Origin of the sequence: Rhodococcus mengyinensis, assembly GCF_048381435.1 — a bacterium.
GTDB classification, from domain to species: Bacteria; Actinomycetota; Actinomycetes; order Mycobacteriales; family Mycobacteriaceae; genus Rhodococcus_F; species Rhodococcus_F opacus_D.
In genome coordinates this window covers 1-13,344 of record NZ_JBLWIT010000065.1, presented here as the reverse complement: position 1 = coordinate 13,344, position 13,344 = coordinate 1, and the positions used below count along the sequence as shown (strand labels likewise).

At 67.6% G+C, this 13,344-nt stretch carries 11 protein-coding genes and 1 pseudogene; 1 reads left to right on the top strand and 11 read right to left on the bottom strand.

Annotation, left to right across the window (positions count from 1 at the left end; translation table 11 throughout):
- The 11 genes and pseudogenes from ACNJ7E_RS13435 to ACNJ7E_RS13385 form a co-directional block, all read right to left on the bottom strand.
- Positions 1-1,562, bottom strand: a 1,562-nt coding sequence (locus ACNJ7E_RS13435) for an AMP-binding protein (protein WP_418340093.1), incomplete at its 3' end; no start/stop codon positions are given.
- A gap of 63 nt (positions 1,563-1,625) precedes the next feature.
- Positions 1,626-1,777, bottom strand: a pseudogene (locus ACNJ7E_RS13430) (nitronate monooxygenase); the annotation flags it as partial.
- A 64-nt stretch (positions 1,778-1,841) separates the two neighbouring features.
- The gene (locus tag ACNJ7E_RS13425) at positions 1,842-3,227 is read right to left on the bottom strand and encodes a flavin monoamine oxidase family protein (protein WP_370185620.1); all 1,386 of its coding nucleotides are present in this window, start codon (positions 3,225-3,227) and stop codon (positions 1,842-1,844) included.
- A 45-nt stretch (positions 3,228-3,272) separates the two neighbouring features.
- Complete coding sequence (locus ACNJ7E_RS13420) at positions 3,273-3,968, bottom strand: transporter (RefSeq protein WP_370185623.1); 696 nt, start codon at positions 3,966-3,968, stop codon at positions 3,273-3,275.
- A 33-nt stretch (positions 3,969-4,001) separates the two neighbouring features.
- Positions 4,002-5,300, bottom strand: a complete 1,299-nt coding sequence (locus ACNJ7E_RS13415; RefSeq protein ID WP_370185626.1) for an NAD(P)/FAD-dependent oxidoreductase — start codon at positions 5,298-5,300, stop codon at positions 4,002-4,004.
- 2 nt (positions 5,301-5,302) lie between these two features.
- Entirely contained in the window at positions 5,303-5,680 is a 378-nt protein-coding gene (locus tag ACNJ7E_RS13410) for a hotdog fold domain-containing protein (protein ID WP_370185629.1), read from the bottom strand.
- Positions 5,677-7,341: a flavin-containing monooxygenase gene (locus ACNJ7E_RS13405; RefSeq protein ID WP_370185631.1), complete on the bottom strand. Its 1,665-nt coding sequence runs from the start codon at positions 7,339-7,341 to the stop codon at positions 5,677-5,679. The genes ACNJ7E_RS13410 and ACNJ7E_RS13405 overlap by 4 nt, the downstream gene beginning before the upstream one ends.
- Before the next feature lie 110 nt (positions 7,342-7,451).
- Positions 7,452-8,909 (bottom strand): aldehyde dehydrogenase family protein, encoded by a 1,458-nt coding sequence (locus ACNJ7E_RS13400; RefSeq protein ID WP_418340092.1) that lies wholly within the window; start codon positions 8,907-8,909, stop codon positions 7,452-7,454.
- A gap of 44 nt (positions 8,910-8,953) precedes the next feature.
- Complete coding sequence (locus tag ACNJ7E_RS13395) at positions 8,954-10,048, bottom strand: Zn-dependent alcohol dehydrogenase (RefSeq protein WP_370185637.1); 1,095 nt, start codon at positions 10,046-10,048, stop codon at positions 8,954-8,956.
- Between the two features lie 14 nt (positions 10,049-10,062).
- Positions 10,063-10,842, bottom strand: a complete 780-nt coding sequence (locus ACNJ7E_RS13390; protein WP_370185640.1) for an enoyl-CoA hydratase/isomerase family protein — start codon at positions 10,840-10,842, stop codon at positions 10,063-10,065.
- 10 nt (positions 10,843-10,852) lie between these two features.
- Positions 10,853-12,481 (bottom strand): class I adenylate-forming enzyme family protein, encoded by a 1,629-nt coding sequence (locus ACNJ7E_RS13385; protein ID WP_418340091.1) that lies wholly within the window; start codon positions 12,479-12,481, stop codon positions 10,853-10,855.
- A gap of 293 nt (positions 12,482-12,774) precedes the next feature.
- Here ACNJ7E_RS13385 and ACNJ7E_RS13380 point away from each other — a divergent pair.
- The coding region (locus tag ACNJ7E_RS13380) for a TetR/AcrR family transcriptional regulator (protein WP_418340090.1) at positions 12,775-13,344 on the top strand (570 nt) is incomplete at its 3' end.

The following is a 13,344-nucleotide window of genomic DNA, read 5'->3' as shown; positions in this document are numbered from 1 at the left end:
TCCTTGCGGAGGATCTTGCCCGCGGCGGACTTCGGCACCAGGTCGATGAACTCGACCTTGCGGACCTTCTTGTGCGGCGACACCCGCTCGGCGACGAACGCGATGACCGCGGCCTCGTCCAATTCGGCACCGGGCTGGCGGACGACGAACGCCTTCGGCACCTCCTCACCCTCGTCGTCGAGAACCCCGATGACGGCGGCGTCGGCGATCTGCGGGTGCGTCAACAACAATGCCTCCAGTTCGGCGGGCGGCACCTGGTAGCCCTTGTACTTGATCAGCTCCTTCATCCGGTCCACGATCGTCACGACGCCCTCGGCGTCGACGGTCGCGATGTCGCCGGTGTGCAGGTACCCGTCCGCATCCAGGGTCTCCGCGGTCGCCGCCTCGTTGCCGAGGTACCCGGCCATGATGTTCGGGCCCTTGCACCACAGCTCACCCGGTTCGCTGACCCCGTCGGCCGGGTAGGCGACCTCCTCGCCGGTGGCCGGGTCGACCAGCTTGCATTCCATGTTCGCGATCGACGGCCCCACCGAGTCCAGGGCGATGTCGTCGCGGTCGAATGGAATCGCATGCGAGACCGGGCTCATCTCCGACATCCCGTAGCCCTGCCGCACCCGGCAGCCGAGCCGGTTGGCGACGGCCTTGCCCAGTTCCTGATCGAGCGGGGCGGCGCCGGAGAAGATCGAATGCACGCTCGACAGGTCGTACTCGTCGACCAGCGGGTGCTTGGCCAACGCCACCGCGACCGGTGGGGCGATGAACACATACGTGCACTTCTGCCCGGACACGATCGACAGGAATTCGACCAGGTCGAACTTCGGCATCGTCACCAAGCTCGCCCGGTTGTACAGGGCGGCGTTCAGCAGCACCGTCATCCCGTAGATGTGGAAGAACGGCAACACCGCCAGCAGTTTGTCGTCGGCGCCGATGCCCATCCGCGGGTTGATCTGGCAGACATTCGCCACCAGGTTGCGGTGCGTGAGCATCACCCCCTTGGGCCGGCCGGTGGTCCCGGACGAATACGGCAGCACCGCCAGCTGGGTGGCCGGGTCGAACGACACGTCGGGGGCGGGGGCGCCCTCGGCCAGCAGATCTTTCAGCGACGGGTGCCCGTCGGCGCCGTCGAGGACGATCACGTTCTCTACCGGAATCCCGACCTTCGCGGCCGCGGCCTTGGCCTGCGGCAGCAGCGGGGAGACGGTGAACAGGAACTTCGCCTTCGAGTCGGTGAGCTGCTTGGCGATGTCCTCGGCGGTGTAGAGGGCGTTGATGGTGGTCGCGACACCACCGGCCCGGAGGATCCCGTGGAACACCGACGCGAACGCGGGAACGTTCGGCGAGTGCAGACCCACCACCTCGCCGACGGCGAGACCGCGCGCGGCCAGCGCCCCGGCCACCCCGTTGATCTGGGCGACCAGCGACTGGTAGGTGGTGACCGCGCCGGAGGCACCGTCGATCAGCGCAGGCCGGTCCCCATCGGCCGGATCGACCTGGCCGAAGAGGAAATCGTAGACACTGAGGTTCGGAATCTCGACGTCCGGAAACGGGCTCTTGAAGCTCACTGGGGCCTCTCCCTCGAAGTGTTGCAGCAGTGGTGAATGGGTCACGTGGCCCGGTGGCCGGGCGCCGGTGGCGAGTCCGCCGCTCGCGATGATCGGGACGGACAGTGCCCGGGCCGCGGCGGGGATCAGCACGAGCCCGGGACGTCGTCCTCGCCGGGGTGTCCGGCGCACTCGAAGCCGTCGATGCCGATCGCGTCGACCCCGAGTTGTTCGGCTGAGGGCGTGCCCGGACTACGCGGCAACTACCCCGCGCCTCCGGCAAGCTGGTGAAGCGACTTCTCAAACTCTGATTGCCGAGTCCTTCTCTCTCGCGGCCTGGTTCAGGCTCGCCAGTACGGCCTTCGCCGCTCGCTCGCCCGCCGTCGCTGCGTCGGCGAGCGACGGCAGATCGAGCTGGTAGTCGCCGGCGAGGTGGATGGTTCCGAGCGGATCACGCAACGTTGGAAGCGAGTTCCTCCGCCCGGGCGCCCAGAAGGGCACGACCCGACGGTGCCGTCGCACGATGCCCTCGCCCAGTTTCCCTTCCAGCTCGGGGAACACTGCGAGCAGGTCCTTCGCAAATTGCGACATGATTTCCTCGTCGGGGAGGTCGAACAACGCGTCGGCGTGAGCGCCGCCGGCGAAACAGGCCAGCGCTCCACCCGGCTTACGGTCGTCGCCGTTCCGCATCGCCGCGGCGTGGTTGAACATCGCCTGGAACGACAGTTGCGGTGTCGAGACAGCGAAGTAGTCGTCCCAGCGTTGCGGCCCGACTTCGTCGGTGAAGAATCCGACGATCACGTACCGGCCGTAGGTGATGTCGTTGAAAGCATTCCGGTGTTGCTGCGGGAGGTCTGGGATGATTCGCTCGGCGATATCGGCGGGTGCGGTCACGATCGCGCGCTTTGCCCGCAGCCGCACCGGTCGGTCACCGTCGTGATAGTCGACGACCACGCCGTCACCGTCCTGCCGCACCGAGCGCACCACCGAGTTCAGCCGGATCCGGCCACCGAGATCTTCCGTCAGCACGTCGGTCAACGTCTGATTGCCACCCACCGGCAGCGAGAAGTTCGGGATCTTCTCCGGGTCGGCCAGCGCGAGGCCGACGGACGTGACGAACTGGGTGGCGGCCGTCTCCTCCACCTCGCATCCCATCCACTGCGCCGACCACGACCGCACGACGGCGGCGGCCAACTCCGACCGGACACCCTTCAGCAGGTATGACGCCAGCATGGTGTCGAGCTTGGCGCGAACCCGTTGCGCGATACGGCTCTGCGACTCCAGGAACGGCATGACCGAGAGGATGCGCGCGCCGACGATGGCCATCCCGAGACGGTCCAACATGGTCATCCGCGTGCGGAACATGAGCGCGACGGGGTTCGAGGTGTCGACCACCTCGCCGTTCAAGTACAGCGCGACGCTCTTGCCTGCGAGCGAGCCCATCTCGATGCCGTGCCGGTCGAGGGCATCGATCAGCGTGCCGGTGCCCTCGGTGAACTGGGTGCCGACGTTGATCCAGTAGTTGCCTCGACGGACGGTCTCGACTCGTCCGCCCGTGCGATCGGTGGATTCGAGCACCACCACGTCGGTCTCCGGCGCCAGCGTGGTGGCCGCCATCAGCCCCGACATTCCGGCGCCGACAACGACTACCTCGGTGATCTCTTCGTGCACGTCGTGCGTTGTCATTTTAGGTTCCTGACTCTCGATCGATCGCAAGGACGGTGCGGGCACTCAGGCCGTAGCTGGAGCGCTGCCGCTGACCGTCTGCGCATCGACGCGCTTGTTGTAAGCGTCGAACGCTCGGTAGGCGCGGTAGTACGTGAACATCTGCAGGCCCCACGTGGACAGCGCGAAGATGTAGAAGATCGTGTGCTCCGCGTCGTCGCCCGGGATGTGGACGAAGTCGTAGGTCGCGGCGATGACGAATCCGCAGGCGGTGGCGACGGCGGCCGAGATGGCGTGCCCGCGCTCGCCGATGCCCCAGAGGCGCTTGACGAAGTAGATCAGGAAGATCGTGGTGAGCACGTTGACCACGATGTAGAAGATCTTGCCGGGCAGACCGATCTCCACGGCGAATTGGCTGAGGAGGAAGCCCACCACGGCCGCGAGGGCGAATGCGCCGATGTCCACCGCCGCGGACGGCTTGTACCGGTGGGTGACCTTCATCAGCCCCAGGACCAGGATCAGCGTGATGCCGACGGACCGGGAGAAAGCGTCCAGGAAGTAGGCGAAGGCGTACATCGGGCTGTCGTGACCAGCCTTGACGAGGCCGTAAATGAGGAAGTTCGAACCCGATGTCGCGACGATGATCCACTCGATGCCGAGCAGGTAGTTCTTGTAGTTCCGGATGAACTTGATGCCGTAGGTGAATCCGACGGCGATCATCCAGATGTCCGCGACCGCGAAGAGCAGTTCTCTGATGGACATGATTTCTCCTTGAGGGGTGGCTTGCGCCGATGGTTAGTTCGTGAGGGCTGCCAGGCGGTCGGAGGCGCGGTCGGCGAGCCAGGCCGCGTGCAGCGCGGGTCCGCTGACGAAGCTGGGCCAGAAACGCTTGCGGCCGTGCCAGATCGCGGCCAGGTCATCGTGCAGCGGCGCGCCACCGACCCGATCCGCCAGCAGACGGCCCACATACTGTGCCTGGGCGAACCCGTGGCCGTTGCAGGCGAGCGAGTAGAGCACGTTGTCGGAGGCCTCGCCGGCGACGGGGAGCCACGTGGAACTCATACCGATCCAGCCGCCCCATGACTGCTGCAGCTTCACGTCGCGCAGACCCGGGAAGCGGTCGTGGAAGCCGCGGACGAGGTCGTCGGTGACGTTCCGTGCGGGGGTGCGGTTCGGCAGTGGGTTCTGCCCGGTCTGTACGCGGCGGGTGCCGAACACGATGGTGCCCCGCGGGGTCACGCGGTAGCTCTCGATGATCATGTGCAGCGTGACCATCGGGGCGCGGCTGGTCCAGCCGATGGCGTCGAGTCGCTCGGGCGGAACGGGTTCGGTCTCGACCAGGGAGGTCCACACCGGGCTGGCGAGATTCTTCGGCGCGATGGACAAGCCGTTGCTGTTGGCGTTGGTGGTCAGCAGCGCCTTGCGAGCCCGAACCCGTCCGTCCGGTGTGTCGACGGTGACACCGTCGCCGGAGTCCGTGACGTCGTGGGCGGGGGTGCGCTCGTAGACACGCACGCCGGACGCGATCGTCGCGGCCCGCAGACCGAGGACGAACTCACCCGGGTTGAGCGTGCCACCGACCCCCTCGCGCACTCCGCCGAGGAAGCCGGCCGGAAGGCCTGCTGCGCGGCCCTCGACGAATTCGGCCGCCGATCCGGCCTCGGCCATGACCTTCGCGTTGCGGCGCGCGTGCCGCAGCTGCCCCTTGGACACGGCGGCCATCACGATGCCCTCCTGCTGGTAGCCGCAGTCGATCCCGTAGTGGGTGATGGCGTCCTCGGCGAAGTGCACCGCGTTCTCGGCGTACCGGTAGAGGTCGCGCAGCCGCTCGCGCTTCAGCAGAAAACCCAACAGTTCCGGATCGGCGGCGACCGAGTTCGTGATGTATCCGGCGTTGCGGGAGCTGGCGCCCCAGCCGAGGGTCTGCGCCTCGAGGAGCACCACGTCGACGCCCTTCTCGGCGAGGCGGATGGCGGCCGTCATGCCGCCCCCGCCGCCGCCGATCACGACGACATCGCAGTCGATGTCACCGGTCAGGGGTTGTTCGACGGTGGCGGGCGGTGCGGCCCAACCGGTGTCGTGAATCAGCTCCATGGCTACTTCTCCGTCTCGTCTGCAGGGATGACCGCGGTGCCGCGAGCGCGCACCGCAACCAGTGGCGATTCGAGGACGTGTGCGCGGCCGGTGTCGTCGGAGCCGCGGCAGATCACTCGGAGCTCGAAGTCGACCGTGCGGCTGCGGTTGCCCTTTTTCACCAGCCGGGCCTCGGCCTCGACGACGTCACCGCCGCGGACCGGGGCGAGGAACTCGACCGACGAGTAGCCGGCGAACAGCCCCTCGTGGCCGTCGATCTCGATCGACAGGTTCGTGCCGGCGTCGCCGAACAACTTCAGGGCGAACGCACCGTCGACCAGGTTCCCGGCGTAGTGCGCGTCGGAGAAGGCGACATAGCGCCGGTGGACCGTCCTACTCATGAGATCTCCTGATGGATCGGGCCGAGGTTGCGGGACTGCGCCTCGCCGTCGATCTCGACGCCGGGGTAACCGCGCTTGGCGATCTCGGTGCACATCCGGCGGTACTTGCCCACACCGCCCACATAGCCCATGAAGGTGTTGGGTTTGCCCTCGATGTTGGAGCCGCGGTACCAGGAGTCGGTGGTGGCGTACAGCGTCTGGGCGACGGTCCCCTCGGTGATGTCCACCCAGTCGTTCTGGGCCTCGGGGGTGGCCTCGATCAGCGTGGCGCCGGAGTCGCGGGCGTGCTCGATGAGATCGGCGATCCAGTCGACGGCCTGCTCGATGGTCACCACCACATTGCTCGCCAACGCGGGGCTCAGGGGGCCGGCCACCATGAAGAAGTTGGGGAAGTCCGTGGTCATGAATCCGAGATAGGTGCGGATGCCGTCGTGCCAGGTCTCCTGCAGCGTTTTGCCGGACGCGCCGGTGAGACCCAGCCCGTACAGCGGGCCGGTGAAGGCGTCGAAACCGATGGCGAGCACCACCGCATCCACCTCGTAGGTGCCCTTCGAGGTGACGATCGCGTTCGCGGTCATGGTCTCGATCGGCTCGTCACGCAGCGACACCAACGACACGTTCGGCCGGTTGTAGGTCTCGTAGTAGTCCGTACCGAAGACGCTGCGCTTGGCGCCGAGAGGGTGATACCTGGGCACCAGGAGCTCGGCGGTGGCCGGATCCTCGACGATCTCGCGGATCTTGTCGTGGATGAATTCCGACGCGGTCCGGTTCGCCTCGGCGTCGGTGAGGAGGTCGGCGAACTCGGCGCCGACGCCCTGGAAGCCGCTGCGCTCGTAGGCCTCCTCGTAGCGCCGCCGACGCTCCTCGTCCGAGACGTCGAAGGCGTTGTCGGTGACGGGGCGGTCGGGGATGCCGCCGGGCGAGTGCCGGCATTCCTCACGGATCGCCGGGTAGCCGTCCTTGACGGCGGTGACCTGCTCCGGGGGGAGGTCGGCGTTGCGCGCGGGCATCACATAGTTCGGGGTGCGCTGGAACACCGTGACGTGCTCGGCGACCTCCGCGATCAGCGGGATGGCTTGCACGCCGGACGATCCGGTGCCGATCACAGCGACACGCTTGCCCGCCAGGTCGTCGAGCGTGATGTTCCAGCGGCTGGTGGACACCTGGAGTCCGGTGAAGTTCCCGAGGCCCGGCACGTCGAAGTCCTTGGGGGTGGACAGACCGCCGGCGCCCGAGATCAGGTAGCGGCCGCGGCGCGTCTCGCCGTTGTCCAGCTGCACCTCCCACAGCCGGTCGGCCGCGTTCCACGTCGCGCCGACCACTCGGGTATCGAACGTGAAGTGCTTGCGCAGGTCGAAGCGGTCGGCGACGTGGTTGATGTAGCTGAGGATCTCGGCCTGCGGCGCGAATCGCTGGCTCCACGTCCACTCCTGCTGGAGCGCCTCGTCGAACGAGTACGAGTAGTAGATGCTCTCGACGTCGCAGCGCGCGCCCGGATAGGTGTTCCAGAACCAGGTGCCGCCGACACTGGGTCCGGCCTCGAAGCCCGCGAAGGTCCACCCGGCGGTGGTGAGCCGGTGCGAGAGGTAGAGGCCGGAGAAGCCGGCGCCGACGCCGATGACATCGACGATCCCGGTATCCGAGGTGGAGGGGAGGTACATGGAGTTTGCCGCTTTCGTTAAAATAGTCATTTGACTGGATCACTTGACTTAGTTTAGTAGACCAGTGGTCCCGGTCACAGTCAAGGGGTGACGCGAAAGTAGTTCGGTCGCTACATCGGAAGGTCGGGTGAATCGACGCCGACCACGCGGTCGCCGCAGAACACGCGGACGGACTCGCCGGGGGCGTGACCGCCGATTCCGGCAGTGCCCCAAAAGCTCTGTGCCGAACCGTCTGCGAGATCGGCGACCTTGGCACCGTTCACGCGCACCTCGCCCGACAGCAGACGGGATCCGACCTCGACGGCGCGATCCAGGTCGCCGCCGAACACGTAGGCGTCCAGACCCGACGGGTTGGCATTGGCAACGCGGAGCGCGTCCTCGTCGGACTCCACGGCGTGCAGACTGACGAGCGGTCCGAACAGCTCGGCCGTCGCCACCGACGCTTCGACTCCCGAAGCGACGGTGGGCGAAAGGAAGAACCCGTCGAGTGCGGGCAGCTGCGCAGGTTGATGGATCGTCGCGCCGTGGGCCCGCAGCCCGTCGATGCGGCTCTGCAGGGTGGCGAAATGCGGGGCGTTCGAGATCGGGCCGAGCTGGGTGTTCTCGTCGAGCGAGTGGCCGATCTCGATGCGTGAGATGCGATCGAGCAGCGCGGCCAGGAGCGGCTCGACGAGACTCTTGTGCGCCAACACCTTTCCCGGTCCCTCACACCACTGGCCGTTGAGCTTGGTCATCCCGTCGAGGATCCCGTCGGCGGCCACGTCGATGTCGGCGTCGTCCAGCACGAGGGCCGGGTTGTTGCCGCCGAGCTCGAGCTGGAGCACCTTGAAGTCCTCCGCGGCGGCGCGGGCGATCGCACGACCTGCGTTCGGGCCGCCGGTGAACGAGACGATCTTCACGCGGGGGTCGCGGGTGATCGCTGCGCCCACGTCTCCCCCGCCGTGGACGAGCTGCAGCGCACCGTCGGGCAGCCCGGCCTTGACGAAGCACTCGACGATGATCTGGGCGCTGCTCGGCGCGTGCTCCGACGGTTTGAGGATGACGGGGCAGCCGGCGGCGAGGGCGCTCACCATCTTCGCGGCGGGAATGAAACTGGGGCCGTTCCACGGGGTGAGGATGGCTGCGGGGCCCCACGGGACCTTGTACAACCGCACGTCGCGGCCGCCGGCCGCCAGCGCGGTGCGACGCGGGGTGGCCCGCAGATCCGCAGCGGACGAGCGGATCCGGTGCGGGAGGAACTGCGCGACCAGCCGGGCCTTCGCGATCGGGACGCCGCTGGTGAGGGCGTCGGTCCGGGCGATGTCCTCGATCCGGGTCTCGACGATGTCGGCTGCACGCTCGATGAGGGCGGCGCGATCCTCGCTCGCCGCGTCATCCCAGTGTTCGAAGCCGTAGGACCGCTCGGCATGGCGCAGCGCGCGCTCCACGTCGTCCGCGCTGGTGGTGACGGCGCGGTGGATGGGTTGCCCCGTGTTGGGGTCGAGATTCCACGCGTCCGGAAGTGCCCGGCACTCGGACCACCCGTCCGCGATGTAGTTGATCGGCTGAGGCAGTTGCGTATTCGACATCTGCGGCCTCCTTCGGTGCGCAATTGTGGATGGGGTCGGGGTGATCACGCGGTGAGGTCGGCGACGATGCGGGTCACCTCGCCCGACTTCATCGCCTCGAAGCCCTTGTTGATCTCGTGGAACGGGATCACGTCGCTGACCATCTCGTCGAGCAGCAGGTGGCCCTGCAGGTAGAGACGCGCGAACTGGGTGATGTCCTCGTGCGCTTGGCCCGAGCCCATGTAGGAACCGATGAGGCGCTTCTCACCGAAGAAGAAATCCGACGCCGGAACAGTGAGGTCGGTGCCGTCGGGCGCGATGCCCACCAGGCATGCCGTGCCCGTCCCGCGGAGGACCGCCAGCGCGGTAGCCGCGGTCCGGGCGGAACCGACGGCCTCGAACGAGTAATCCACGCCGTCGCCGAGCACCTTCCGGATCTCGGCCGGGACATCGGCTGCACCGTTCACGACGTGCGTGGCACCGTAGGTCCGCGCCGCCGCGAGCCGGACATCGTCGAGATCGACTGCGACGATCGCCGAGGCGCCGGCGAGGCGCGCGCCTTGGATGATGGCCGATCCGACACCGCCGCAGCCGATCACGGCCACGGTGGCGCCGGGGCGTACCTGCGCGCCGCGGAAGACGGCGCCGACGCCGGTGACAATGCAGCACGACAGCAGGCACCCGACGTGCAGTCCCACCTCGTCGGGAACCTTGACCAGCGCGTTCTCCCGCATCACGGTGTGGCGGGAGAACGCGCCGATGTCGCCGAGCCGTTCGACGACCTGGCCTCCCGGCAACTGGAAAGCGGGGCGGGGGCGCTGTCGGATCTGCGAGACACGCTGGCATTGCGTCGAGTGCCCGACCTGGCAGTTGCGGCACAACCCGCACGAGGGTGTGAGGGCACCGACGACGCGGTCGCCCGGGCGCAACGAGGTCACCGCGGAGCCGACGGACTCGACGATGCCCGCCACCTCGTGCCCGACAACCACGGGCAGGTCGGCGCCCACGGTGCCGGTCATGTAATGCAGGTCGCTGTGGCACAGGCCCACGTTCGAGACCGCGACGCGGACCTCGTTCGGCTCCGGGTCGTCGACCTGGATCTCGGTGAATTCGAGCGGTTCGTTCAGCGCGGTGAGAAGCGCTGCCTCGGTGGTGATCATCATCGTCTCCGATCTCAATTGCTCTGCGCGGGCGCCGTCGGCGCCGCGTTCTTCGATGCCCAGAAGCCCTCGATGCCTTCGGTGAAGGCGCCGGACTCCCACGACTGGCGGGCGGCGTCGTCTTCGCGGGTAAACGCGGCCTCGATGTCTTCGGGGGGCGGCCGCAGCAGACCCAGGTGCAGCGCGGTGGTCCGGGGATCGGAGTTCCACTGCCTGATCACCTGGGCCGCGCGGTGCACCAGTGCCTCCGGGGCCACGATCTCGTCGAGCAGCCCGATCCGCAGGGCCTCGCCTGCGTCTATCCGGTTGGAGCCCAGAATTATTCGCATCGCGTGGTTCCGTACCAGGCGGCCCATGAGGAAGCTCGAGGCGTTCGAGATGATGATTCCGCGGTGGTTCTCCGGCTGGTAGTACTCGGCGGCGGGAGTGCCGATTCGGCAGTCGCAGCACAACGTGATCTCCGAGGCGCCGCCGACCGCGATCCCGTTGACGGCCGCGATCACAGGGACCTTCGTCTCGAGAATCGCGCGGGTGATGTCGTGGAAGGTCGCGAAGGCCTCGCGGATCTCGTCGTAGGTGGTCGGCACCGCCTGCAGGTCCTCACCTGCGGAGAACGCCCGCCCGGCGCCTGTGAGCACGATCCCGCGGACGCGATCACCCGTTCCGAACCGGCGGATGGTCTGCGCGAGCCGCACCCTCGTTGCCACGTCCATCACGTTCAGCTTCGCGGGGCGGTTCAGCGTGAGCACCGCGACCTCGTCGTCGATGTGCACGTCCAGATAATTGTCGGTCATGTCCGGCTCCTCAGTTGCCGTTGCCGGCGGTGCGCGGCGGCTGCAGGTCGTAGGTGATGCCGGGATGTTCGGCGGAGCGCGCCTGCAGGGCCGGCTTCGACACGCGCTCGGACGGCGTGCGCGGGAAATCGGCGACGAACTCGATGTGTCGAGGAATCTTGAAGCGCGCCAGCTGCGTTCGTGCGCCGTCGACGATTCGCTCTGCGGTCGCGCGGCTCTCCTCGACGCCGGGGGCCAGCTGCACGAAGGCCTTGACCTCCTCGCCGAACAGCTCGTCCGGGACGCCGACCACCGCTGTCGCGACGACGGTGTCGTCGCGCTCGAGGACGCGTTCGACCTCGGCGCTCGCGATGTTCTCCCCGCCGCGGCGGACCATGTCCTTGATCCGGCCCACCAGGCGGTAGCCGTCCGGCTCGCGGACCGCGACATCGCCGGTGTGCAGCCAGCCGTCGCGGAGGACCTCCGCGGTGTCTTCGGGTCGGTTCCAATAGCCGAGCATCATCGGTCTGCCCGACGTGATCAGCTCGCCGGATTCTCCCGCGGCAACTTCCCGGCCCTCCGGATCGACCACCCGGACCTGCTTCGTGGGAACCGGCTGCCCCAGTCGTCCGCTGCCGACGTCGACGGTGCTCTCGGGGAGGCTGACCAGGTCGGCCCCGCTTTCGGTCATCCCGAAGATCTCCCGCCACGGCGCGCCCCAACGCTGTTCGAGCTGCGCGTGCAGCGCGACGGGGATGGCCGAGCACAGCACGAGGCGCAGGTCGTTGTCCCGGTCCTCCGGGCTCGGCGGCTGCTTGAACAGAAGCGTGGGCATCGAGCCGAGCACGTAGCAGAACGTGGCCCGGTGTCGACGGACGTCCGCCATGAAACCCGAGGCGGAGAACCGGGGTAGCACCACCAGCGGCGCGCCGATCGTAAGGCACAGAGAGGTGTTCCACTGCGGGTCCATGTACGAGAACGGCTGCGAGGTGAGAACCACGTCGCCGGACCCGAGGCCCGCCGCGCCCGCACAGATCCACCCCAGCCGGACCCAATAGTCGTGGGTCAACATGCACGCCTTCGGGAATCCGGTGGTCCCCGAGGTGTACTGGAGGTTGGCCAGCGTGTCCGGGGTGATCGCGACATCGGGCCTGTCCGCCGGGTACTGCGCGAGCTCGCCGCGAGACGCGGCGTCGACGATACGGACATCGGCCAGATCACCGTTCGCGGCGCGCACCTCGTCGACGAGCGGGCTGTGACCGGTGTCGGTGAACATCACCCGGGCACCGGAGTCTCGGAGGACGAATTCGAGGTCTGCACGCTGGTACGACGAGTTCACCGGCACCGCGACGCCGCCGGCCTTGAGGATCGCGAGCCAGGCGATCGGCCACTGCACCACGTTGGGCAGCATGATTGCGACCCGGTCGCCGGCGCGGACCCCGTCCTCGGAGACCAGACGCTGCGCCAGGCGCGACGTCCAGTCGTCGATCTCGCCGAAGGTCCAGGATCCTTCCGCGAACCGAAGAAACTCGCGGTCGGGAAAGCGGGCGGCCTGGATCGCCAGCAGGTCGACGACGGTGTCGATCGGCGGGTCCACAGCCATGCGATCGAGTGCGATCGCGCGTCCCCGGGGAACTGATTCGACTCCGGTCATGGTCATCCTCTTCACGCTTGTCGGGTGCGATGCGGATGCCGCTCGCGATCTCTCGTCGTGACGGCGCATCCGCAGTGAGCTCGAGGCCCGTGACCTTCCGATCACCGATGGCGCCGGACTGTGGTCTCGGTCATAGCCTAGAAGAACACAGTCAAATGATCAAGACCTATGACCATGATCGGGTAGGATCACACACCGAGAGGTGGTCTACTCGCCGATATGGCGGCCTGATTGTCCGTTCCGACTGGTAACCGGCAGCTGACCTGATCATCCGTTCAGATCTGTTGACAGGAGAGGGCATGGCTCGCATTCCCGCCGCCGAACGCCGCGCCGAACTGGTGGCGGCGGCCGTGCGCGTGATCGCCGCCGATGGGGTCGACGGCGCCACCACCCGCCGCATCGCACAGGAGGCGAACGCCCCGCTGGCCACCCTGCACTACTGCTTCGCCACGAAGGAGGTGCTGTTCGCGGCGGTCTTCGAGCACGTCGCCGGACAATATCGAGAAGTGCTGACGCGCAACGATGTCCATGGCGACGTGGCGATCACCGCGCGCGCCCTGTTACGCGGCGTGATGGAGTGGTACCTGGCGAATCCGGACTTCGGCGCGGCGATCGTCGAGCTGATCAGCTGGGGCCAGCGCCAGGAAGGCCAGCAGGCCGAGATGGTGTACAACGAGGCATCCGCGACCCTGCGAGCGATCCTGGAGGCCGCCGCAACCGCTGCGGGCCAGCCGGTCGACCCGGGCACCATCGACGCACTGACGTACATCGTGTCCACATTGTCGGACGGATTCGCGCTCAACTGGCTGGTGTTCACCGACCCCACAGCGGCGGAACGACAGATCGACCTCATCCTCGGCGTGCTCGAC

Bases quoted from the DNA above. Each gene is read 5' to 3' on its own strand.
- ACNJ7E_RS13415 (WP_370185626.1), bottom strand. From the start codon at position 5,300: ATGGAGCTGATTCACGACACCGGTTGGGCCGCACCGCCCGCCACCGTC.
- ACNJ7E_RS13425 (WP_370185620.1), bottom strand. From the start codon at position 3,227: ATGACAACGCACGACGTGCACGAAGAGATCACCGAGGTAGTCGTTGTC.
- ACNJ7E_RS13405 (WP_370185631.1), bottom strand. From the start codon at position 7,341: ATGTACCTCCCCTCCACCTCGGATACCGGGATCGTCGATGTCATCGGC.
- ACNJ7E_RS13390 (WP_370185640.1), bottom strand. From the start codon at position 10,842: ATGACCGACAATTATCTGGACGTGCACATCGACGACGAGGTCGCGGTG.
- ACNJ7E_RS13395 (WP_370185637.1), bottom strand. From the start codon at position 10,048: ATGATCACCACCGAGGCAGCGCTTCTCACCGCGCTGAACGAACCGCTC.
- ACNJ7E_RS13420 (WP_370185623.1), bottom strand. From the start codon at position 3,968: ATGTCCATCAGAGAACTGCTCTTCGCGGTCGCGGACATCTGGATGATC.
- ACNJ7E_RS13410 (WP_370185629.1), bottom strand. From the start codon at position 5,680: ATGAGTAGGACGGTCCACCGGCGCTATGTCGCCTTCTCCGACGCGCAC.
- ACNJ7E_RS13385 (WP_418340091.1), bottom strand. From the start codon at position 12,481: ATGACCATGACCGGAGTCGAATCAGTTCCCCGGGGACGCGCGATCGCA.
- ACNJ7E_RS13400 (WP_418340092.1), bottom strand. From the start codon at position 8,909: ATGTCGAATACGCAACTGCCTCAGCCGATCAACTACATCGCGGACGGG.